The sequence below is a fragment of the Niastella sp. sgz303648 genome (assembly GCF_059587045.1).
Genome location: NZ_JCAPSW010000014.1, coordinates 1 through 23,061 on the forward strand (window position 1 = coordinate 1; position 23,061 = coordinate 23,061).

13 protein-coding genes are annotated in these 23,061 nt (G+C 44.4%); 4 read left to right on the forward strand and 9 right to left on the reverse strand.

Features of this window, described 5'->3' with window-relative positions; translation table 11 throughout:
• Positions 1 to 596: 596 nt before the first annotated feature.
• Positions 597 to 1,289, reverse strand: coding sequence for a LytR/AlgR family response regulator transcription factor (locus tag AC59IL_RS29890; RefSeq protein ID WP_496555910.1), 693 nt, complete (start codon positions 1,287 to 1,289; stop codon positions 597 to 599).
• Entirely contained in the window at positions 1,286 to 1,690 is a 405-nt protein-coding gene (locus AC59IL_RS29895; protein WP_496555911.1) for an Hpt domain-containing protein, read from the reverse strand. The genes AC59IL_RS29890 and AC59IL_RS29895 overlap by 4 nt, the downstream gene beginning before the upstream one ends.
• A 77-nt stretch (positions 1,691 to 1,767) precedes the next feature.
• Between AC59IL_RS29895 and AC59IL_RS29900 the strand changes: the two genes are divergently transcribed.
• On the forward strand, positions 1,768 to 3,909 hold the full coding sequence (locus AC59IL_RS29900; RefSeq protein ID WP_496555912.1) for a response regulator: 2,142 nt from the start codon (positions 1,768 to 1,770) through the stop codon (positions 3,907 to 3,909).
• 260 nt (positions 3,910 to 4,169) lie between these two features.
• On the opposite strand, the gene AC59IL_RS29905 is transcribed toward AC59IL_RS29900, so the two are convergent.
• Positions 4,170 to 4,385: a hypothetical protein gene (locus tag AC59IL_RS29905; protein WP_496555913.1), complete on the reverse strand. Its 216-nt coding sequence runs from the start codon at positions 4,383 to 4,385 to the stop codon at positions 4,170 to 4,172.
• A gap of 313 nt (positions 4,386 to 4,698) precedes the next feature.
• Between AC59IL_RS29905 and AC59IL_RS29910 the strand changes: the two genes are divergently transcribed.
• Positions 4,699 to 5,277 carry a DUF4136 domain-containing protein gene (locus AC59IL_RS29910; protein ID WP_496555914.1) on the forward strand — a complete coding sequence of 193 codons (579 nt, stop codon included), beginning with the start codon at positions 4,699 to 4,701 and terminating at the stop codon, positions 5,275 to 5,277.
• A 364-nt stretch (positions 5,278 to 5,641) separates the two neighbouring features.
• Here the strand turns inward: AC59IL_RS29910 and AC59IL_RS29915 are convergent, their stop codons facing one another.
• From AC59IL_RS29915 to AC59IL_RS29925, 3 genes are all read right to left on the reverse strand, one after another.
• Positions 5,642 to 7,834, reverse strand: a complete 2,193-nt coding sequence (locus AC59IL_RS29915) for a DUF5723 family protein (RefSeq protein WP_496555915.1) — start codon at positions 7,832 to 7,834, stop codon at positions 5,642 to 5,644.
• A gap of 244 nt (positions 7,835 to 8,078) precedes the next feature.
• A complete protein-coding gene (locus AC59IL_RS29920; RefSeq protein ID WP_496555916.1) occupies positions 8,079 to 8,768 on the reverse strand; it encodes a LytR/AlgR family response regulator transcription factor in 690 nt (229 codons plus the stop codon).
• Positions 8,762 to 9,766, reverse strand: a complete 1,005-nt coding sequence (locus AC59IL_RS29925) for a sensor histidine kinase (RefSeq protein ID WP_496555917.1) — start codon at positions 9,764 to 9,766, stop codon at positions 8,762 to 8,764. The genes AC59IL_RS29920 and AC59IL_RS29925 overlap by 7 nt, the downstream gene beginning before the upstream one ends.
• Before the next feature lie 459 nt (positions 9,767 to 10,225).
• Here AC59IL_RS29925 and AC59IL_RS29930 point away from each other — a divergent pair, with 459 nt between their 5' ends.
• The gene (locus AC59IL_RS29930; RefSeq protein ID WP_496555918.1) at positions 10,226 to 13,000 is read left to right on the forward strand and encodes a DUF8696 domain-containing protein; all 2,775 of its coding nucleotides are present in this window, start codon (positions 10,226 to 10,228) and stop codon (positions 12,998 to 13,000) included.
• Between the two features lie 207 nt (positions 13,001 to 13,207).
• Here AC59IL_RS29930 and AC59IL_RS29935 read toward each other — a convergent pair whose 3' ends face one another.
• On the reverse strand, positions 13,208 to 13,690 hold the full coding sequence (locus AC59IL_RS29935) for a YybH family protein (protein ID WP_496555919.1): 483 nt from the start codon (positions 13,688 to 13,690) through the stop codon (positions 13,208 to 13,210).
• A gap of 270 nt (positions 13,691 to 13,960) precedes the next feature.
• On the opposite strand from AC59IL_RS29935, the gene AC59IL_RS29940 reads away from it, so the two are divergent.
• A complete protein-coding gene (locus AC59IL_RS29940; RefSeq protein WP_496555920.1) occupies positions 13,961 to 14,473 on the forward strand; it encodes a hypothetical protein in 513 nt (170 codons plus the stop codon).
• 89 nt (positions 14,474 to 14,562) lie between these two features.
• Here the strand turns inward: AC59IL_RS29940 and AC59IL_RS29945 are convergent, their stop codons facing one another.
• Together AC59IL_RS29945 and AC59IL_RS29950 are read right to left on the reverse strand one after the other, a co-directional pair.
• Positions 14,563 to 16,494 carry a T9SS type A sorting domain-containing protein gene (locus AC59IL_RS29945; protein WP_496555921.1) on the reverse strand — a complete coding sequence of 644 codons (1,932 nt, stop codon included), beginning with the start codon at positions 16,492 to 16,494 and terminating at the stop codon, positions 14,563 to 14,565.
• Positions 16,495 to 16,912: 418 nt separating this feature from the next.
• Entirely contained in the window at positions 16,913 to 22,810 is a 5,898-nt protein-coding gene (locus AC59IL_RS29950; protein WP_496555922.1) for a T9SS type A sorting domain-containing protein, read from the reverse strand.
• Positions 22,811 to 23,061 lie beyond the last annotated feature (251 nt).

Sequence of the window (23,061 nt, forward strand, 5' to 3'; positions counted from 1 at the left end):
TACTTAGTACCTAAATATGTAAAGTGATTTCAGGACGAGACAACACACGAAGGGGGTAGCCAGGGGGTTAACAAAGGGTAGTAATTTCTGCATTTGTGTGATCCCATTGCATTGTAAAACAAGGTCTTGCAAAAACGATGGGTTAACAACAGGTATGGAACCCTATATATACCGCTCAAAATCAATCTGACCGGGCTCCTTTCAGGGCCAGGAATGCAATTCCACGGGTACCCTTGTGCTTTGTAACTTGTAGCTTGCGCCTTAAAAAAGAAACCGAACCCTTTTGGGGTTCGGCTCCTCTTAATGAAATCCGTATTATGAGCAGGCTGGAGATTTAGCACTCATTAGTTTTCATAGTTGTTGGATTCCACTTTTCTTCCGTTTTAGGGATAGGGTCAATTGATAACCGTCACAATTGAATATGTTTTAGGGTTTTAGGCAATTTCGTGTTAGAGGCCTTTTGTGATAACAAAGATGCTCACGATGACCTGTAAACAGAAAATTATTAGCCATTTGGGAGCGAATTGCCGTTAAAAAGGGAGAAAGTTTCGATTAAGTACCGGTATGTTTTACGTTGATTGGGTACCTGTATACAATCAGATAATATTCAACCGCTTCAGTACATCGGCCTTATGGGCTTTGCTTACCGGTATTTCATTGCCTTTGATATACAGGTCGTTTTCGCGAATGTCATCAATCTTGTTGATATTAATTATGTACGACCTATGTACTTTAATAAAGCATTGCCGGTTTACTTTTTCCTCGAGGTTCTTGATGGTGTTATGAGTGATGTATTTTTTATCGATCGTAACAAATTTTACGTAATCGCCCATGCTTTCAATATACAATATATCGTCGTTGTTTAAACGAACCAGTTTGCCGTCGCATTTAATAAATATATGATCGGTAGCCGTACTACTGATGTTGTTTTCGCCTGTTGCGGTGGTTATTTTATTCAGGGCCTCCTGAAAACGTTGGTAGGTAAATGGCTTTTTCAGAAAATCGGTAACATTATATTCAAACGCATTATAGGCATACTCCGATTTTGAAGTAGTAAGTATTACTTTCGGATAATATGCGAGCTGGTCGAGCAGATCGAATCCTGTGGCGCCGGGCATTTCCACATCCAGGAATAATACGTCGGCAGAGTTTTTGTTCAGGTAGTCGAGCGCCTGTTCAACATTGGTAAAATGCCCCTTCACCTCTAAAACGCCGCTTTTTTCGCAACATTTGGCGAGGTAATCGGCCGCTACCTGCAGATCTTCGACTATAACACAGGTCCATTTCATAAAAGATTGGAATTGAATTCTTTCAACTTGCTGTATTCCGATGCAATCAGGTCCTTACTTTCTGCTAAAGTAGTTACAATTTGCTGATACTCCGAACTAAGCTCGTTGGTAGTTTTTGCTTTTTGACAAATATCTTCAAAATCTTTACAAATTTGTTGTACAGCCATCAAACCAACAAAACCAAAGGTGGGTTTTATTTTATGAACAGCTTTTTTCAGGTCAATAAGGTTATCGGTATTATAGGCTACATGTATTGCTTTAAAATCTTCATCAAAATGCGTTAGGGTGGTTCCAAAGATTTCTTCTATATACTGGAAATCATCTTCATACAGACTATGGAGATAATTACTGTTTAATTTTTCGTTGAAAATGAATTTTTTAGGGAAATTTGATGCATTCATTTTAAAATAGTTTATCCATTTTTTCGTTAAATTAGGGCACCTTAGAATGAAACCATTCGTTCTAATCCAATAACTCTATGAAGGAGAAATTATTATATCTTGTATGGTCTATTTACAGGGAGATAGTTCATTCAGGACTGTATGAAGGCATTTCAAAAGATCTTCGCAAGAGGATCATCCGCTTCAATCAGTTCATATTGCTTGCCCTGTTACTTAATTTTTTCTCTGTATTCTCCTACTTCTACCACAAACTGTATATCAGTGCGTTGGTGAATATTACATCAGCCTATTTTTTCCTCCTTGCATTTTATTTTGGCTCCAAGCGAAAGCTCGAAACAGGCCGCATAATCGCGGTGATCAATATCAACTTATACCTTATAGTTATTTGTTATATCGAGGGCTTGCGGGCAGGGGAATACCTGTTATACTTCCCCTATTTTGTGGTATTAACGTTTGTGGTTAGCCTACGGCGAAATTTTAAGGAGCTGCTATCGGTATATTCTATAACGGTTATTTCTTCGCTCACCTGTGTAAAAATTTGTCCGTATATAAATAACGTACAGGCTATTAACGAAGCCCTGTATTCGCAGCTGTACAGCGGAAACCTGGTGATTTCACTGGCCATGACCATTATTTTCTCGTATTCGATTTTACGGGTAAATAAAGACAATGAGGTGGCCATCCTTCAGGAAAAGAAATTCGGTGATACCATCTTCAATACCTCACTCGACGGGGTATTTATTATTTTCAGCCAGTCGAATATCATTGCCAGTTGTAATAAACGGGCGCTTGAAATGTTTGAGGTAAACGAAAAACGCGAAATTGAAGGCACACTGATCGATAACTGGTTCGATGAAGACCATATAAAGCAATTCAACTCTATAAAAGAATCGCTCTCGGCCGAATTGCGCAACTGGCAGGGTGAGCTAACCCTTACCACCAAAACCGGCCGAACGTTTTACGGCTTTGTGAGTGTGGTGCCTTTTGCCTATAAAGATACCGGTTATACCAAGATCAGTATCCTCGATGTATCGAACGTTAAAATGGCCGAGTTTGAACTGATGAAAGCGAAAGAAAAGGCCGAAGCGGCCGCCCGTACCAAATCGCGCTTCCTCAGCAACATGAGCCACGAATTACGTACGCCGCTGAACGGAATTATCGGCGCTTCGAATTTATTATTGCAGGAAGAACACCTGCCTTCGCAACGCGCGCATCTGGATATTCTGAAGTTTTCGTCGGAGCACATGATGATGCTCATCAACGACATCCTTGATTACAATAAAATGGAGGCCGGAAAAGTTGAGCTGGCCGATGTGCCGGTGAATATTAAAGAGTTTATGCTGAAAGTGGGCACACAATTCTTACCACAGATAAAATCGAAGGGTCTTGAATTTAAAATAGATATCGACGACAGACTGGATGTCGAGTTTTCTACCGATGAAACCAGGCTGAACCAGGTACTGAGCAACTTATTATCGAACGCTATAAAGTTCACTCACCAGGGAACCATTACGATGGCAGCGCGGAAGTTGTTTTCGTCGAGCGCCAAAAGCACCCTGCAGTTCATTGTAATGGATACCGGTATCGGCATTCCTAAAAACAAGCACAAGGAAATTTTCGACAGCTTTACCCAGGCCGATGTAAATACCACTCGTAAATACGGCGGTACCGGTTTGGGATTGGCTATTACAAAGCGTATAGTGAACATGTTCAACAGCGATCTGCTACTCGAAAGCGAGGAAAATAAAGGCAGTGCATTTCACTTTACGGTTGAGCTGAAGATATGCGAAACACGTAAGCGATATATTAATGAAGATAACATTAAACACCTGCATTCACTGGAAGGAATAAAAGTGTTGATTGCAGAAGACAATCCGGTGAATTTATCTATCGCAAAAAGATTTTTAACCAAGTGGGGCATTCAGGTAAGCGAAGCTACCAATGGACGCAAAGCACTTGAACAGTTCAAAAAAGACACCTACGACCTGCTGCTGATCGACCTTGAAATGCCTGAAATGGACGGAGCCACTGCCCTGAAAGAGATCCGCAAATTGAATGCTTCGATACCTGCCGTTGCCTTTACAGCGGCGGTGTACGACAATATGCAGGCCGATCTGCTGCAAAAAGGTTTTACCGATTTTATTCATAAACCATTCCGCCCCGAAGAACTGCATAGCAAAATATCTTACCTCGTATCGGCGCTGAAAGTGCGGGCATAGGTAGGGAAGTTAATTCATTGTTGCAGCATTGAAAATGATCCTTTGTGTGGAAGCGGCATGATAAGTTGTGGTTAATATTTATGTGGCCGGTTGTAAATTTTGTGCAACGGGATGGTGAGTGCACTTTTATTACGCAGACCTTTTGTATCTTGCATACCTGTTCATAGGAACACTTAAAAAAGTATAATAATAGTATAGATCAGTAATAGCCGTAAAACAAAAGCCATGAGAAAGATTCCATTGAATGTTTCCTCAATCCTTTATATCTTGCAGCCGCTTGTCCAGGTAAGCGTATTAAGCAGGGAACTTACAACATTCAATAAATCAGGAAGCCGAAAACTGATATATCTGTTTTGCCTGATTACACTATTTTCCAATTCATTTACCGGATAACGATTGGCCAGTGTACGAAGAATACCGCTATTGGTATGCCTGAACCATAACACCTTTCCTACTTGTTTGTGATTTGCTTTCAATAAATAATAAACATATTTCCGGGGTAAAAATAGCTGCAGCAATCATCCCGGAAACCTAAGCGGTTGCTGCATAATTTTCTCATGTGACACGCGGCCCTGATTCTTCAGGGCCGCCTATTTTTTATGCCTAACGCTGAACGCTTAATGCTGAACGCCTGAACTGTTTTTTGCGTTAAGCGTTAAGCGTTTTGCGTTCAGCCTTCAGCCTTCCAATTCTAACATTTCGTTATACAAACTTTCACAAAGCCTTAATTACTCCCGGGGCAGTTTTTACGTTTATAATATAGCAATCAATACAAAAGGAGGGAATGTTATGAAAATGCTAAAAGCTGTGCTGGTACTGGCTTTGCCAATTGTTCTGGCTATCAGTTGTGCTACACCGGCCTATGTTGAGAAAGATGAAACGGCCGATTTCAGCAGATATAAAACCTTTGCCTGGATAGAAAGTAATAAGAAAGAAGATAAGAACAGGCATCAGGAATTTATGAAGAATCATGTGCAGGAAGCGGTAACGGCCAAACTGCAAAAAGAAGGATGGCGTGAGGATAAAAATAAACCGGATGTGCTGGTCAGCTATGATCTGCTGGTTGAAAAAACAACCAAAGAACAAGCCAACCCTGTTTATTCAACACCTTATCGCCGTATTTATTACAATCCGTTTTATCGCCGTTACGGAACTATTTATTATCCGTCGACTTTTATGGGATATGATAATAGTACTGCCGAAGTTCAACAGGGTACATTAACCATAACAATGGTAGATGCCAAAACAGATAAAACCATCTGGCAGGGCTGGACAACCGACGAGGTGAACAGCCGCAACGTTTCTAAAAAAGAAATTCAAAGCAGCGTGAATTCAATATTCCGCAAGTTTGAAGTGGTAAAGAAATAACAGGATCAGGTGTTTCATTTCAGAGGAATCCCGCCCGTGTGGCGGGATTTTTTGTGCGGATGCCACAGATGCGTTGCTGGCGCAACGCATGGGTTTGCCACGGATTGCACGGATTTACACAGATGAATACATTCGCGGTGTTCAGTATAAGATTTATGCCAACCTGAGTTAATTAAAACTGTCAAACTCTAAGACTGATTAATTTTTATTGTGATCTCCGACATTCGAAAATATCCTTGTTTATCTGTGCAATCCCGTGGCAATAAATCGTTCCGCCGCAGGCGGAACAGAAGCATCTGCGGCAAACAAAAAGGTCTCCCGATTTGTCGGGAGACCATAAACTATAATTGGTGTATGTGGAAACTTAGTAGCTCAAATGCAATTCAACACGGCGGTTTTTAGCACGACCGGCAGGCGTTGCATTGGTGGCAATGGGTTTGGTGTTTCCAAAGCCCTGAGCAGTGATACGGTTTTCGGCAATACCTTTTTTAACGAGGTAATTCTTCACAGCCTGTGCGCGTTTTTCGCTCAGTCGCTGGTTGATAGCCGGTTTACCTTTGTTATCGGTATGCCCTTCAATACTGATCAGCATTTCTTTATCTGCATTCAAAATGCCTACCAGCATATTGAGTTTGGGATACGAAACTTTTTGAATGATGTCTTTACCGGTGAGGAAGTAAATGCTCTTCGCAGCAACATTCACCTTTTTCACGATCTCCTGTTTTATTTCAGGGCAACCATGATTAGCGGGTTTACCAGCTACTGTAGGACATTTATCGTTTTCATCATCCACTCCATCGCCGTCTGTATCGGGAACGGGGCAACCATTGTATTTGGCTGTACCGGCAACATCAGGACATTTGTCGTTTTTGTCGGCAATGCCGTCTTTGTCTTTATCAGGACAGCCTGCTAAAGCAACTTCGCCGGCAACATCAGGACATTCGTCTTTTTCGTCTGTTACGCCGTCATTGTCTTTATCGTGTGTAACCTGCACTTCTTTTACCACTTCAGTTTTCTTCTCAACTGTATCGGTTTTTGGCGCCGGAGTTGGAGCAGGAGTCGGAGCTGGTTGCGGTTTCACCTCTTCAACCGGTTGTTTAGGTACTTCCTGAACCGGTTGTGGTTGCGATTTTGTACGCTCAACAACTACTACTTCGGCTTTGGCACGCTTGATACGTCTGTTTTGATATATAGGAACTGTAAAACCGAAGTGTACATCGGTAGCGCTGATATTTTTGCTGCTCAATATGTTCGACAGTACCGAACCCGAACCAACAAAAATTCCGCCTAAACGAAAACCGGCGCCCCAGGCCATCTTTTTAAGAGCGGCATTATAATAAAAGGGCGAATACAGGCTGATCCACTTTTTTTCGAAGCGTGGTGTAATGGTGTATGAAGTAGTATAATGTGCGCTGTACTGGTTCTTATTTGCATTGATCAGGTTCACCACAGTACCTGCATTTATAAACAGGCGCTTCCAGATGTGGTAGTCTACATCGAATCGAAACGCTGTTGGCAAACTTACTTTCATTTTATCTTCATGGCTCTGTGTAGTGAGTATGCCTATGCTATCGAGCCGTGAAAAGTATTTACTAAAGGTTTCACCGTCGTTTTTGTTGAGGTCATCGGTAGTACGGCCTGTTCCGTCAACGGCATAGCTGTTGCCATGCTGTGAATTGTTGTATTTAACCGACCCGATATCTGTAACTGCGGCGTTTATGCGTATTTTATAAAGGGTAGGGTCCGATACAAGCCATCCGATGGTTTCGGGTCGCCATTCGTACGAAAATCCGATGTCGGCGCCCCAGCCTTTGTTGCCCGATTTACTATTGAACACATCGTCGAAGTTGTTATCAATATTATCGAGGTTAGAGGAGTAGCGAACGTTCAGGTCGCCATTTAGTTGGTTGAAGTTATTGGTTTTGGTCAGGTTCACCAGCATTTTGTTCGAATACATGGATGCAGAAGCTATGCCTACCACATATTTGGCGGTGACACCCATTTTCAATACATGCTCGGCGCTGTAGTGAATGATGCGGCCATACGTTAAGCCGGCTTCGGCAAAGGCATGTGCTTTTACCGAAACATTTTGTTCCTGTATCTGGGTGTTGTAAAAGCCGCTGTCGGCACCGAAACTGCGAAATGTTTTATCGCTGAGATTATTTTCATTTACAATGGTTCGCATGCGGGTATACAAACCAATACCGCTTTTACGGCTGGTAGTGATCAACAACGAGGGCCCGAGTATATCGGCATTCAGCCACAGATTTTTTTTATCGGTGTTGGAAGATTTGAAGAAATCCTTTCCTTCTTCCATACCCGAAAAATTAAACTTGCGGAACCGCTCGTTCTTTAGCTCGTAGGCATTATTGCCGGCGAGCACATTCATTGAAAAAATGTTGAAATTTACTTTGTACTTACTGGCGGCTACATATGCCGGGTTTTGGATGATGCCCTGTACGCCAGAGTAGTTGTCGTACGAGTAACCGATAAACTGTTGCGAAAAACCAAGAAGAGGTGCACAACCAATCAGGGTAAGTGCAAGGGTTTTTTTCATGACTTAGGGATTTGGATTTAGTGGTCAAAATATGATGTTATATTCAGATTTCAAAGCCGGGGCGCAAGGTAATATAAAATAATATTAGTTTGTTCTTTAATTGGTTAGCTGAGCAGGTATTCTTTCCCGGGGTTCGGTAAATACTGGTTATGGTTAGTAGATGTACGATGTATAGTTGATCAGTTGATCAGGTTAACAAGTTAACCCGTTAACTTGTTAACCTGTTAACTTTTCAACTTGTCAACTAATTAATCAGCTTATCAACTCCTGCTTTATAATTTTCACTGAGGGGAAGCTCTACTTTATCAATACAAATAAGATCGCGTTTGATGGCAGTTATTTTATCGGCCGAAACAATATACGACTTGTGTATACGAACAAAACGGTGGCCTGCCAGCTTTTCTTCCATGGCTTTCAGGCTGGCCTTTGTAATAATGGGTTTTGCTGAGGTATTGATAAATATTTTTACATAGTCTTTCATGGCCTCTATGTACAATATTTCATTGATGATCACTTTTACCAGATTGTATTCAACATACACAAAGAAAGAATCACGGTGCGCCGGTTGTTTTTGTTGCAGGATGTGCCATTCATACGCTTTGTTACAGGCTTTTACAAAACGTTCAAATGAAACCGGTTTCAGCAGGTAATCGATGGCATTGAGATTAAATCCTTCAAAGGCATAATCTTTATAAGCTGTAACAAAAATAACCATCGGCGGCCGGTTCAGTGTTTGCAAAAACTGTAAGCCGCTCAGGCCAGGCATTTGTATATCGAGAAAGATGAGATCAACTTCATTTTTTTGCAGCACTTCAGCCGCTTCCATCGCATTGCGGCAGGTAGCAACAAGGTTCAGGAAAGGAACCTGTCGAATATTGTCGGCCAGCAGGTTTAATACCAGCTTTTCATCATCTACCGCTATACAGTTTAACATGATAATGCAATATTTAGAGTAACCTGATATTGTGTTCCTGTATCTTCTGTTTTGATATCGTGTTTGTTGGGATATAACAGGTTCAGCCTGTTTATAACATTTGCAATTCCAATGCCCGGGCTGTTGTCTTTTGAAGAATAACTACTTCCGTTGTAATTATTGGTAACACGAAAGAACAGTTTTTTGTTTTTCGTATGCAGCTGAATATGTATAAACGGATCGGCCACAGTGCCAACGCCATGCTTGAAAGCATTTTCAACAAAAGGCACCAGCAGCATGGGTTCAATAAAGCAATCGGCGGCGGAATTATTTATATCCAGTTGCAACTGCACCGCATCACCAAAACGCAGTTGCTGTAATTCGATGTAACTCTTCAGATAATCAATTTCTTCACTCATGCGCAGTTGTTCTTTACCCGGCCCATACAACATATACCGTAACAGATCAGATAGTTTAATAAGCGAAGGCTCGAGCAGGTCGCTTTTTTGCCGGGCCAGCGCAACCATATTGGTCATCATATTAAACAGGAAATGCGGATTGATCTGTGATCGAAGCAGCTTTAACTCTGAATCGAGCCGTTCGGCCTTAATTTCTTTTTCGCGTTTTTCCTGCTTAATGCGATTGAGGATGGCCCTGAAAATAATGGATGCTATTAAAAATCCAACCGGCGGAAAAAATACAATGCGGTAATTATTTGCGGTAACAGCAAAGGCCGGGTTGGCCCAATGCAATACCGCTATTTTTAAATAGAAAGAAACTCTGACAATGGCTATCAGTGCGATCACATATAACCACCACCATTTTTTATTAAACAACCTGGGATATAAATAATAAGCATTTCCGTAAAACAACCCGATATGATACAGGTTGGTAATAACAAAATATCCGTGCGGCAAACCAATGTACTGCGGCACATTCTGAAATATGAGTAAGGGCACTGCAAACAATAGCGACCATACTGCAATATGAATGGCTGGTATGGTATAGGCAGAGCGCATTTGATTATTTATACTGCAACCTACTTAAAATTTATATATAACATTATTTGTGTAGATGAAAGGGTGAAATGTGAAAACAAACCGTCAATAAGCAATAGCCAATAAGCAATAGTCAAAAAAAGCAAACACAGCCTCGTGGCGAATTGCCAATTGTCAATTGCAGATTGCCAATTGATTCAACGTTGATATTATTTCTTAAATGAATATGGTACGGGCTTTTTTAAACATGGTGTTTTAAACTTATTGTTATTCGTTTAAAAATGAGCGTGGTTTATATTCATATGTTGGCATTTTATATACATGAAATGGATATGCGCAGAAATAAAAAATTTCTACTTTTAACGTTGCATCATTAATCAAATCTGAAAGAAGACCTCTTCATTCTTTCCCGCCATTCTTCAATAACCCACTCGTGATCGTTATAATCCGAACGACATCCTTTTAAACTAATCTGTACGTATGAAAACTTTTACACGCTATCCTACCAGGATATACCTGGGCCTTATTCTTAAAATAATCATCACCACTTTGTGGTTGTTGTGTATTGCCTCTGCTGCCTGGGCGGCTCCTGTTCTTGGGCAAGCCCCGCAACCTGCCACTGTTTGTTCAGGAACCAATGCTACTTTCACAGTATCAACCGTTGCCGGTTCCGGCACTACTACCATTAAATGGCAGGTGAGTGTTAATGGTGGCAGCACTTATACTGATGTTACTGATGGCACTACCTACAGCGGCGCCACTACAGCTACGTTAACCGTTTTAAATACTACCACCGGGCTTAACGGAAACATGTACCGGTTAATAGCAACCGACGGATCCGGCACAACAACTTCGGCAGGAGCTTTGCTTACGGTAAATGCATCGCCTGTTATTCCCAGCAGCCCTCATGGAAACACGGTGTGTGAAGGTAATATAACTGGTTTTGCCATTGCAAATGATGCCACTCTTACCTATCAATGGCAGGTTAGTGCCAACAATGGCACATCGTGGAGTAATGTAAACCCGGCCGACGGCTATGCGGGTTCAACTACAAATGATATTGACTATCCTGCCGCCACATTGGCGATGGATGGCTATTTATACCGTTTTAACGTTATCAGAACTTCAACCGGTTGTTCGTATACAAGTATTGCTGTGGATACACTGCATGTTAAGGCGAAGCCGGCATTCCCAAGTCCGGGTAATGCTTCGCCGCTCAGTTCAACTATATGCCCCGGTGGTAACACCAGTTTTACAGCAACGGCTACCGGTGAAGCTGCGTTGATGGCTTATCAGTGGCAAATAAGACCGGTTACAGTTGCTACATGGACCGATATTGCCAATGATGCGGTTTACAGTGGCAGTACAACCAATACTTTAAATTTAACCGCCTTTACACCTTATTCCGGAAATAGTTATTTCGTTCGTCTGGTAGCCAGCTATCCCTCACTTCAATGCGCTACGAGTACCAACCAAAGTGTATTAAGCATACGAACCCTGGCCTCTGTTTCGTTACAACCTACCGATGTTACTGCATGTGCCAATACCGATACTGCATTTAAGGTTACTGCTACTGGTAGTGCAACACTTACCTATCAATGGCAAACCGATAATGGTACAAATGGTGTAACCTGGACAAATATAACAGGAGGTACCGCTGCAAGGCTTCCGCTTGCGGCTATCACGATGGCTATGAATGGTTATAAATACCGCGTTATTATCGGTAACCCCTGCAGCCCTCCGGCCACTTCCGATGCGAAAACATTAACAGTACGTCGCAGTGGAACCTGGCTGGGTGCAAAAGATACCAAATGGGAAGAAGCATTGAACTGGTGCGGTGGTGTACCCGATAATACCATCGACGTGCTGGTGCCTAACTGGCCAACCAATATGCCGAATATCAGCGATGGAACCGGCACCGCCTATTTTAAAAGTATTGCTATTGAAAGTACTGCAAAGCTTACTGTAAGTGGCGGTACTGTAAATAATATGACCGGCCCCTTCAGCATTCTGGGAACAGTTGCGTATACTGCTACCCGCGACCAGAATGTGTTTCCTGCCAATCATGGATCGCTCGAGATCAATGGCACCGGTAATAAACGTTTGCTGACTTATGTAGATGTTAGTAATAATCTGGTATTGGGCGGCACCGCCAAACTGGTTACCAGTAGTAATATATTGACCATGAAAACCGGCAGCACGCCGTTTGCGGCCAGTACCTTTACCGATGCAGCTACAAGCTGGGTTGTAACCGGTAATGGAAGCACCGGTTCGGGAAATACCGGTATTGGCGGACTTCGCATTGAACAGTTAGATGCCTCTGATGGCGCTGTTACTTTTCCGGTAGGTCCTACCCCTGCAGCCTATAACCCGATACAGTTAACCAATGCAGGCACTGTTGATAATTTTACAATTGCTGTAAACGATCAGGTGATTCCCGGCGGAGTTTTTGCATCCGGAGTAACCCGTACCTGGCTGGTATCGGAAGCAACATTAGCCGGAAGTAATGTAACGCTGGCATTGAGATGGCAGGGTAGTGATGAGCAATCGATGTTCGATCGTACCCAAACAGGAATCATCCGGTCGAACGGTACATATATTGTTGAACAAACTATTAAGGCCCCGGCCAGCGGCAGCAATCCTTATTTCCGTGCCGGTGGTAATTTTGCAACGCTTACTCAATTCAGCGTGGCCAGTACCATATCGATATTGCCCCTGCAGCTGAAATCGTTCAACGTTCAAAAATCAGGTGATGCCGCTGCCGCATTAACATGGAATACCGATGCGCAGTTTGCTTCAAAATATTTCAGTGTACAGCGCTCAACCGACGGTGTTCGTTTTTCGAATATTGGTCAGGTAAGCAGCGAGACAGGTAAAACTTCTTATAATTATACCGATAATGCACCGGGCAGCGGTACAGTGTATTACCGTTTGCAAATTATGCCTGTACAGGGCGATATAGTGTATAGCTCAATTCAATCATTGCAATGGTTACGCGCCAGCCTGGCTCAGTTAAGGCCTTCGATAACCGCTGCATCAGCAACTACTGTTTATTTAAACTTAGCACAGCAGTCGGCCGTTACAGTGTATTTAAGTGATATTACAGGTCGTGTGCACTATCAGCAAACCGTTAAGCTGAATAAAGGCGAACACCAGGTGCCTGTTTTCATTGGTGGATTAACAAAAGGAGTTTATTACGTACATATAAATGATGGAAAAGGAAATACCGATGTACTTACACTGGTGAAACAGTAGGTACAAAGTATGAGGTAAACGTATTTTTAGTTTAAAGCAGAACGAGTAAAGGATAGAAAATCCCCCCGAGGCATCGGGGGGATTTTTTTATGCTTTTCCGGAAGTCAGAAGTCAGATGTCGGATGTCGGAAAAACCCGCGGTTCGGTTTTGTTTAGTGTATTTAAACATCGGAGTCTTCTGACTTCAGATTTCTGACTTCCAACCTCTTACTTCTGATTTCTGTCGCTGCTAAACGAATCCCTGAACATCTTCCAGCCTTTGGGTGTTTTCTTCCACAGCACCAAAAACTTTCCATTATCAAACAGCACATGATTACTATCGAACGATTGCCATAACCCTTCTTCGGTTACAAAGTTTTCGCCTTCGCCATAAACCGCTGTGGTAGTGAATTTGCCGTTCCGCAGGCCTATGTTGTCATAGGCTATTCGAAAAAAGGCAAGGGCGGCATGCGGCCCGCACATAGCGGGTGAATTGGGCGGCATAATGCAGCAATCTTCGGCATACCGGTCGATGAAAAGCGATGAGTCGCCGGTTGCAAAAGCCTTAAAGTAAATATCATTGCTTTCTGCTATCGCTTTTTTTGCTTCATCGATCGATGAGGGTGATTTTGGTTTGGCCTCATTGCAGCTGTAACAAAACCAGGCTGCTGCTATTGTTGACAGTATTGCCAACAATGAATTTCTTCTCATGTTATTGGGTGTTAATTTTTACGTGTTAGTAGGAGATCATCACAAAACTACAGGCGCCAGAGCCTGCTGAATTGTACAAAACGGAACAGATCAAAAAGAAGGGCATCCCTCGAATTGGGGCTCGTTTGCAGGCGATATCGCGCTACACTTAACTTAATTGTATAAATATTTTTTATGACCTGTTACCTTATTTAAATTTTATATAACCGTTAGCCCTATGGGATATAGGTGTTAATTCAGTAAATTAGCTATAACCAAAAACACTTATTTATGAAAAAAGCAAAAACGGCTGGTTTAGCCATGATGGCCGGCCTGGTTTTACTGTCATCATTTTCCTATGGCCAATGCGAATTGCCCATACCTCAGGGGGGTAAGAATTTATGTCCGGAGGATCAGTTATTGACCATTTCCAATACGGCGAACAGCATTACAATTGCTAATGTTAATCCAAATGCTATTCCTGCTTCGTTTGCCGGTTCCTACACGGTAACGTTTACCTATTATGACGAATGGCTATATGATTGTGGGCCCCGGATTGTTTGTCCCAATGCAACTTTGAGCGCTACTGCTTCCTCCTTTATCATTAATGCCGGAAGCGGCGTTACGTTACCTGATTTTGCATCATCGCCTATTATATATATGAATATAGTTTCAAATGGGGGAGGCGATAGCTATTTCCTGATATGGTTTAATTATGCATGCGCCCTTCCGCTGGGAAATGAGATTTCAATACTAAGGCAAAAGTTATCAGGAATAAATAAAATGTTTGTTCAAAGGAAGTGATTACCCGAAGCAGGAAGTAAGATGTAAGGGGATCAAAGTAACAAAAAAGCCCCGCTCTGGCGGGGCTTTTTTCTATTTAATAAAATATGTTATTGTATAATCACCTTTCCTGTTTGTTCAGAACCTGTGCAGGTTAATTTGTACATGTATAATCCGGGATTTAGCTGTTTACCGGGAGCTATGGTAATGATCGGGTTACCTGCTTTATAGGTATTGGTATAAATAATTTTACCTGTAAGGTCTGAAATGGTTACCTGATGGTCTTTATTCAGGTTTTCGTTGCTTACACGAACGCTGAAATGATCGTGTGCAGGATTAGGCCATGCCTGCTGTACAGTTTGCACTTCAGACAAATTAACAGATACAATAGCTGAGTAATCTGCCTTGGCCGGTGCATCGCTGATCATTTCAAGGCGATAATAGTTTTTACCGCTTACTGCATTCGGATCGGTAAAGGAGTAGCTGGTGTTTGTATTATTGTTACCGGTTCCTTTTACAGTGCCGATGGTGGTAAACGTAATACCGTCGGTTGAATGCTGCACGTTGAATGTTGAATTCCATTCATTGGTGGTCGTCCAGTTTACAACTGCTTTTTTGTTTTTATTTTCTGCCGCTAAATACAGTAAGTGTACCGGCAAAACCGAACCAATGCCACCGATAATACCTGAATTGGCGGTTCCTGCACCGCTGCTGGCTCTGGTAGCGCCTGTAGAGCTGCTGTTTAAGCCTCCCAAACCTGGTGTGGTAGTGGTTGTAATATTGGTGGTAGGCAAAGCATTTGAAAATAATACAGCGCCCTGGCCGCCGCCACCGCCGCCGCCATGTGCATCAGCGTTGGTTACATTACCACCGGCGCCGCCATTGGCCTGAATCAAAAGCGGACAGGTTGCAGGAACGCTAAAGGTTCCTATCTGTAACAGAACAGTACCTGCTGCTCCTGCGCCTCCGGCGCCATCGTTACCTGTGCCGGTAGTGCTGCCTGAACTATTTCCGTTGGCAGAAATTCTTAATGTTGTTGAAGTACAACTGGTGGTTAAAACACTGGCTTTTATAATCACAATACCGCCGCCATTGGCGCCGGCTGTTTGCGTTCCGTTATTGCCCTGGCCGCCACCACCGCCGCCACCCATAAATAAACGGGTGCCTGTTGTAAGGTAAGTGCCTAATGTAATGCCTCCAAAACCGCCTGCTGCATCTGTGCCGGTGCAGGTCCACCCCGGACCGCCATCGCCACCGGCCGAAAAATTACCACCGCCTGCGCCGCCACCGTTGTCGTCGCTGCCGCCGCCGCCGCCGTTAATTATTTTGGCGCGCCCCCTTGCATAGGTAGTGCTGGTTACCAGGTAAATTCCTTCGCCTTTTGCGGCATAGTTGGTTGAGGCGGTCCTGTAAATCGTAGGTTCGCATGCATCTTCATAGTTGGCCGAAATGGCGCCACCTGCAAAACCCTGTCCATCGGCGTTAATGGTATGCTTCAGCGTTAATGTGCCCGGTACCTGCACAGCCACTACGCCACCAGTACCAAGCGTTCCGCTCCAGGGTACCGCTGTGATATTGGCAGTTGTGGTAAAGCTGCCGGTACTGAGCTGTGTAAAGCTAACCACCTGCACGCTGCTGTTCGTTCCAATGGTAAATGTTGCTCCCAAAACACTTGTAAGCGTCATTGTGGTCGACGTTACTGAATAAATAGTGGCCACATCATAAAAGCCTGCATTGCTGATGGCCGAAAGGTTGCCAAATGTTGTAGCGTTACTGGTATTGGTGCCAATAACGTTGTCCTGCATTTGAATAACAACAACCTGTTCCCCTGCTGCAAATGTGTGATACGTTTGGTTCAGATTACTGAGCGTTAAAACCGATTTGCCGCTGGTAGTTGTAATAGCGGTAACCTTTGCATAGGCATTCACCTGTGCAAAGCCGGTAGCTGTAAGTAAAGTGAAAATTAAAAGTGAAAACGCATTACGTATCAGAGTGCAGCCTATAAGCGGAGGGGTTCCGTAAAGGCGGTAGATTTGTTTCATCGGGTTCGGATTTTAGTGGGTACTTCTATCGGTATTAAAGGAACAAAGTAATGTAAATATTTGTTGATAACAATGCATTCTTTTTGAACTACGTATAATTGTTGCTGATATATTTATACATATTGTTCTAAATTTTTATTTGTGTTTTTGAATCTGTTATGTTTTGTGAAATGCTTGCTGGTACTGCATTTGGTGTGATGTGTTATTTTTAATGCCGGTATACAATAATCTGAGTGTATGTAATTATTTTGTCGTTATTAATAAAAAATAAATGTGTTGCAGTTGAATTACGATGGTTTGATTAGTGTTATTTCGGTTGTGCATGTGGTAATATGAAAAAACTGCTGAAAATAAAAAAACGATGCCACGGCTTTTAAGCCGTGGCATCGTTATATAGTGTATTCTTTTAATACTGTGCTTACTTCACAATAACCAATCTTCCCGAATACGTTTTACCGCCAGCGTTTATAATATAATAATAAGCGCCTGCGTGTAATTGCCCGGCAGGAATTGCCAACCGGTAATGCTGTCCGGCGGCTGCGTTTCCTTTGAACAACACTTTTTCGCAAACACCTAAAGTATTATACATGCTAACAGTTACTGCCGTATTATCGGGCGAGGCAAATTCAATTACCCCGTTGCTGGTAACCGGGTTAGGATACGCTGTATAGGTGAACTTCGTAACAGCGGCAGTGGTTGCTGTTGTATTTTCAACGCCGGTTGAAGTTCTGCTGCCTGTAATTGTGGTAACTTTTCTTCCACAATTAGAGATGTCTCCCGTTACATCAGTATACCCGGTGCCAATACAACCGTTCGACTGATCAGTTACAGTTACGATATAAGTACCCGCAGTACCTGTAATAATAGTAGGTGCTACACCTACAAAGTCCTCGGGGCCTATCCACAAATATGACGGATTGGCTGAGGTAGTACTTGCCGACAAGGTAACCGTTGGATTGGTACAACTTAACGGGCTTGTATTGGTAATAGTTATCACGGGAGCAGTCGTATTTTCCGCCACCGTGGTTGACTTACTTGCTTTGCAACCATTAACCTGGTTAGTGGCTGTTAACGTGTAAGTGCCGCCATGCGTAACGGTAGCCGTTGATGAAGCAGAGCTGTACCCGTTGGGGCTCGTCCACAGATAAGTAACGTCCGACGATGAAGACTGGCCCGAAAGCTTAACACTGGGGGTTAAACAGGTAATGGTACCCGGGTTACTCATCGAAATTTCGCCGGGAGCAACCGTGTTTTCATCAATTGTTGTAGCGGCGGTTGTATAACAACCATTGACGGGATCAGTGGCCCTCAGTGTATAGGTTCCGCCTCTTACTACTGAAGCGGTCAGGGTAGTAGCGGTATAACCGTTTGGTCCTGTCCAGCTATAGGTAAGTCCTGAAACCGACACCGTTCCGCTGATGGTTGCGTTGGGTGTGTTACAGGTTACCGTTCCCGTATGGCTCGCAGTTATCGACGGTGGCGGTGTGATGTTTTGCGTTACCACTACCTGCCGCGATGCCATACAACCGTTGGTGGGGTTGGTAACTGAACAGGTATAGGTACCGGGGTCGGTTACCGAAGCAATGGCTGTAGTTGCAACTTCACTGCTTCCGTTTCTCCAGCTCCAGGTAACTCCCGAAGTGGTAGAGCTGCCGCTGAGTGTAGCCGGTGTTTGGGTACAGGTAAGCTGAATCGGAGTGGCCGATGCGGTAATATTGGGTTTCGTTGTATCGATGCTAACAATAGCAGCTGCGGTTGAAAAACAACCATTGGCCGGGTTGGTAACCTTTAAGGTATAAGTACCGGCATTGTTTACCGATGTAAAGGAAGTGGTAGCGATTATACTACCGGCTGCATTGCTCCAGCTATAGTTAACACCTGAAGTATTGGAACCGCCGCCTAAGGTAGCAGTTGTTGAAGCGCAGGTAAGCTGTGTAGCAATTGCAACAGCAACAGGACGTGTAGTATCAATACCCACTGTTTTAATGGTGGTTGAAAAACAACCATTGGCCGGGTTGGTAACCTTCAATGTATAGTTACCGGCATTGTTTACCGATGTGCTTGCAGTGGTAGCAATTACACCGCCGGCATTGCTCCAGCTATAGCTAACCCCTGAAGTGGAAGAACTTCCGCTTAAGGCAGCGCTGGTAGTAGTACAGGTAAGTTGCGAAGCGGTTGCCGCAATATTGGGGCGCGCTGTATCTATATTTACTGTGGCTGTTGCAGTTGAAAAACAACCATTGGCCGGGTTGGTAACTTTTAAGGTATAGGAACCTGTATTGTTTACCGATGTACTTGCAGTGGTAGCAATTACACCACCGGCATTGCTCCAGCTATAGCTAACTCCTGAAGTAGAAGAGCTTCCGCTTAAGGCAGCGCTGGTAGTAGTACAGGTAAGTTGCGAAGCGGTTGCCGCAATATTGGGGCGCGCTGTATCTATACTTACTGTGGCTGTTGCAGTTGAAAAACAACCATTGGCCGGGTTGGTAACTTTTAAGGTATAGGAACCTGTATTGTTTACCGATGTACTGGCAGTGGTAGCAATTACACCACTGGTATTGCTCCAGCTATAGCTTACTCCCGAAGTAGAAGAGCTTCCGCTTAAGGCAGTGCTGGTAGTAGTACAGGTAAGTGGTGCCGGCGTAGCAGCCGCAATGTTAGGCCGCGTTGTATCTGTGCTCACTATAGCTGTCGCAGTTGCGGTGCAACTTCCCATCGACACAGTTAATGAGTAATTACCGGCTGTGGAAACTACCGGATTCTGTACCGAAGATGTATATCCATTCGGTCCGCTCCATGCGTAGCTTGCTCCTGAGGCAGAAGTAGCGCCCTGCAGGGTAACTGAATTAGTGGTGCAGGTAAGCGCTCCGCCGGTAGCCGTAGCTGTTACATTGGCAGCGCCGGTGGCTACAACCTGTACATTGTCGAAATAATAAAACTCGTCGTTACCGGTTGCTCTTGCACGAACCACGATGCGTAAGCTGGTACCGCTTAATCCGGCAACAGATACAATAGCAGGCGTAGTGCTGTGATTATTGATGTCGGCTGTTTTTTCGGCAAACATCACTTCAGCGCCATTATTGAGTTTGTAATAGAAGCGGATGTAGTCGCCGTAAGTAGGATCGGTGTTCATTACTGCTCCATTGATGATAGAGCTTCTTACACCAAGCGATATAGACACATTTGTTTTTCCGGTGATGTCGATAGAACCTGATGTCCACACACCTTCGCTGCCAATGGTGGTGCTGCTGTTGCTGATCCTGAATTCATTGTTCAGTACCGAGAACAACGTTGTTGAAGGATTAATGGCAGTAGACCAGCTGGTTGCGCCATTGTCGACTGTTGTGCCATTGGGCAGTGTAAAGTCTTCCAACCAGGCGGTACCGGTGGTCGCATTGCTTCTGGTAACAGTTGCGGTTGCAGTGCCGGTACAACCGTTTGCAGGATTGGTCACAGTTAAGGTGTAGGTTCCTGTTTTGGTTGCTACAGGGCTTTGCTCTGTTGAGGAGAAATTATTGGGGCCTGTCCAGCCATATGTTACTCCCGGTGTTGAGGAAGAGCCTGAAAGGGTAACTGAAGATACGGCATCGCAGGTTAGCTGTCCGCTAACGGTTGCGCCGGCGTCTGGCGCCGTGGTGTTCAGCGCAACAAGCGCTGTATCGGTGCTGCTGCAACCGGTAGCCGGGTTGTAAACGGTAAGCGTATAAATACCCGGTGTGGATACAACCGGATTTTGTAAAGGCGACGTAAAATTGTTGGGTCCCGTCCAGCTGTATGTTACACCGCCGGCGGTTGCACTGCCGAGCAATGTTGCCGATGTAGTAGTACAGGTAATAGCATTGCCGGCGGATGCCACAACGATCTCAGTTTTATCGGCGCCGGTAAGTTTTATATTATCGAAATAATACCGTTCGCTTTCGTCTGAATTACTTGCTTTAATGATCACCTGCAAGGTGCTGCCGCTAAGGGCAGCGGACGCTACGGTAATCGAAGCCGTGCCGGTAGTGGTGTTGCCAATGCCCGCCAGGTCTTCATATACCAGTGTTTCGGCGCCGCCATTCAATTTGTAATACACCCTGATGTAATCTTCTGTTTCCAAAGATTTGCCGGAGGTAACTTCACTGATCAGGTCAACTGAAATCGTAGCACTCTTTTTTCCGGAGATATCTATCACCTGCGAAGTCCATACGCCTTCTACCTGATCATTGAATGAGGCTTTAAATTGATTGTTTTGTACAGAAAAGGTTCCGCTTCCGTTGCTGGAAGATGTCCATGCCGTTGGGCCTGCATCGGAAGTAGCGCCGTTGCCGAGGTCTGAAAAATCTTCTAACCAAAAAGCCGTTGCTGCAGCAGATCCGGAAGTTACGGTTACTGATTGTGATGCGGTACAACCATTCACCGGATTGGTAACAGTAGCGGTATACGTACCTGCTGTGCTAACCGATGGATTTTTTGAAGTGCTGGTGAAATTGTTGGGCCCGGTCCAGCTGTATGTGGCGCCGCTTACTGATGAATTTACATTTAAGGTAATGGCCGACAGGCACGCCAGGCTTCCGCCGGTAGCGTTAATATCGGGTGGTGTTTTATTTTCAGGAACGGTAACGGTAGAAGAAACGGTACAACCCGAAGAAAGCGTAGCAGTAACAATGTATTGTCCGCCGGCGCTTACTGTAGGGTTTTGTACAGATGATGTAAAACCATTCGGTCCTGTCCATGCCCATGCACTCACCGAACTGCTGGCTGTGGCCGATAAGTGAGCTGTGGCCGAACAGGTTGCTGTTCCGGTTGAGGATGCAGTAACCGTAGAAGTGCCTGCATTTGATCCGGATACTTTGATATTATCGAAGTAATAACGTTCTGTGGGATCAGAGTTACTGGTTTTGATAATGATCTGCAGGGTGCTGCCGTTCAGGGAGGCAGAATTTACCGTAGCGGTGGCTGTGGTATTGGTGGTTGATCCTAAACCCGCCAGGTCTTCATACACGAGCGTTTCGGCGCCGCCGTTCAATTTATAATACACCCGAATATAATCGGCGGTTTCGAAATTGTCGCTGGTCGAAGCTGTTTCACTGCGCAGGTCAACCGAAAACGTAACATTTGTTTTCGATGAAATGTCAATCGACTGCGAAGTCCAGATGCCAACGCCCTGGCTGCCGCTGAAAGAGGTTTTAAACTCATTGTTTTGTACTGAGTAAGTGCCTGAGCCGGTAACGGAGGTTGTCCAGGCTGTTGCACCTGCATCGGAGGTGGTACCGTTGCTTAAACCGGCAAAGTCTTCGAGCCAGAAAGTACTAACAGCACTTGCCGAAACCGAAACGGATTGCTGGGTGCTGCAACCATTGGCCGGATTGGTAACGGTAACAACATAGGTGCCGGCTGTACAAACCGTTGGGTTTTGCGATGTGGAAGTAAAGCTATTGGGGCCCGTCCAGCTATAGGTAGCGCCACTCACATTTGAAGTAGCGCTGATGCTTACGCATGAGCCGCAGGCCAGTGCACCGCCGGTGGCAGTAACTACAGGCGCTGTTTTATTATCAGTAACAGTTACACTCGCTGAACCACTGCCGCTGCTGTTGGTAGCAACTACTGTATAGGTGCCTGCTGCAGAAATGGTAGGGTTTTGTGCGGTGGATGTAAATCCGTTGGGGCCGGTCCAGCTCCATGTGGTTGTTCCCGAGCCTGTAGCTGTTGCCGATAATGCCAGCGATGGATTGCTGCAGGTAAGTACACCGCCATTGGCTGCAGTAGCAGTTGCTGTAATGGCCGAAACGGCGCAGGGGCCTTTTTCTTTAAATACGCGGTATTGTTCAATATAATATTTCGAAGTTTGCGATCCTCCGTTATTATAGTTATAAATTTTTACTACCAGCTGTATATTGCTGCCGGTGAGGGTGCCCGATGTGAAATCGATGGTGCCGAAGTTACCGGTACGTGAATCGAGCAGCGTTTCTGCGCCACCGTTAATTTTATAATAGATCTTCACATACTCCGAACTGTTCATATCGCCCTCGGCAGTAATTTTTACGGCCGCCTGAAAGTCAGAATACCCGGCGGTTGAAAATACGCGCGAATACCAGATGCCTTCGCCACCCAGTTCGGTAGCATTCAGGCGGTTTGATTTTACGGCGAAGTAACCGGTAGCGGCCACATGTGATGCATCCAGATACCAGCCGGTTGCCGACGCATCGGAAGTAGTTCCGTTGGCGCCGGGAAAGCTTCCGGTAATGATCGGGCACTCCGGCGTTGCCGACAAATAATTACTCAATAAAAACAAAAACAAAAGAAGAGAAAACGATTTGGGTACTCGTTGTTGCATATTTTGGGTGTTTGTTCACATGGGTGTAGCTGCATGATGCGTCATTAGCCTTCCGGTAGCTTGCCGAAGGGGGCTAATAGTTATGACACACCTATGCTGATATCAGGTGACTGGCAGATAAGGCAATAAAATTGTTGTAATGAACAGGCCGAAATGCAGGCGATAGGAATGGCGCCTGAAGTGTGCAGGTTATTGTAGGTGCATCAAAATAAAAGCAAAGTTTCGGGGCAAACACATTTATTTTAGCAATA

Bases quoted from the DNA above. Each gene is read 5' to 3' on its own strand.
- AC59IL_RS29900 (WP_496555912.1), top strand. From the start codon at position 1,768: ATGAAGGAGAAATTATTATATCTTGTATGGTCTATTTACAGGGAGATA.
- AC59IL_RS29895 (WP_496555911.1), bottom strand. From the start codon at position 1,690: ATGAATGCATCAAATTTCCCTAAAAAATTCATTTTCAACGAAAAATTA.
- AC59IL_RS29890 (WP_496555910.1), bottom strand. From the start codon at position 1,289: ATGAAATGGACCTGTGTTATAGTCGAAGATCTGCAGGTAGCGGCCGAT.
- AC59IL_RS29950 (WP_496555922.1), bottom strand. From the start codon at position 22,810: ATGCAACAACGAGTACCCAAATCGTTTTCTCTTCTTTTGTTTTTGTTT.
- AC59IL_RS29920 (WP_496555916.1), bottom strand. From the start codon at position 8,768: ATGTTAAACTGTATAGCGGTAGATGATGAAAAGCTGGTATTAAACCTG.
- AC59IL_RS29925 (WP_496555917.1), bottom strand. From the start codon at position 9,766: ATGCGCTCTGCCTATACCATACCAGCCATTCATATTGCAGTATGGTCG.
- AC59IL_RS29915 (WP_496555915.1), bottom strand. From the start codon at position 7,834: ATGAAAAAAACCCTTGCACTTACCCTGATTGGTTGTGCACCTCTTCTT.
- AC59IL_RS29930 (WP_496555918.1), top strand. From the start codon at position 10,226: ATGAAAACTTTTACACGCTATCCTACCAGGATATACCTGGGCCTTATT.
- AC59IL_RS29935 (WP_496555919.1), bottom strand. From the start codon at position 13,690: ATGAGAAGAAATTCATTGTTGGCAATACTGTCAACAATAGCAGCAGCC.
- AC59IL_RS29940 (WP_496555920.1), top strand. From the start codon at position 13,961: ATGAAAAAAGCAAAAACGGCTGGTTTAGCCATGATGGCCGGCCTGGTT.
- AC59IL_RS29945 (WP_496555921.1), bottom strand. From the start codon at position 16,494: ATGAAACAAATCTACCGCCTTTACGGAACCCCTCCGCTTATAGGCTGC.
- AC59IL_RS29910 (WP_496555914.1), top strand. From the start codon at position 4,699: ATGAAAATGCTAAAAGCTGTGCTGGTACTGGCTTTGCCAATTGTTCTG.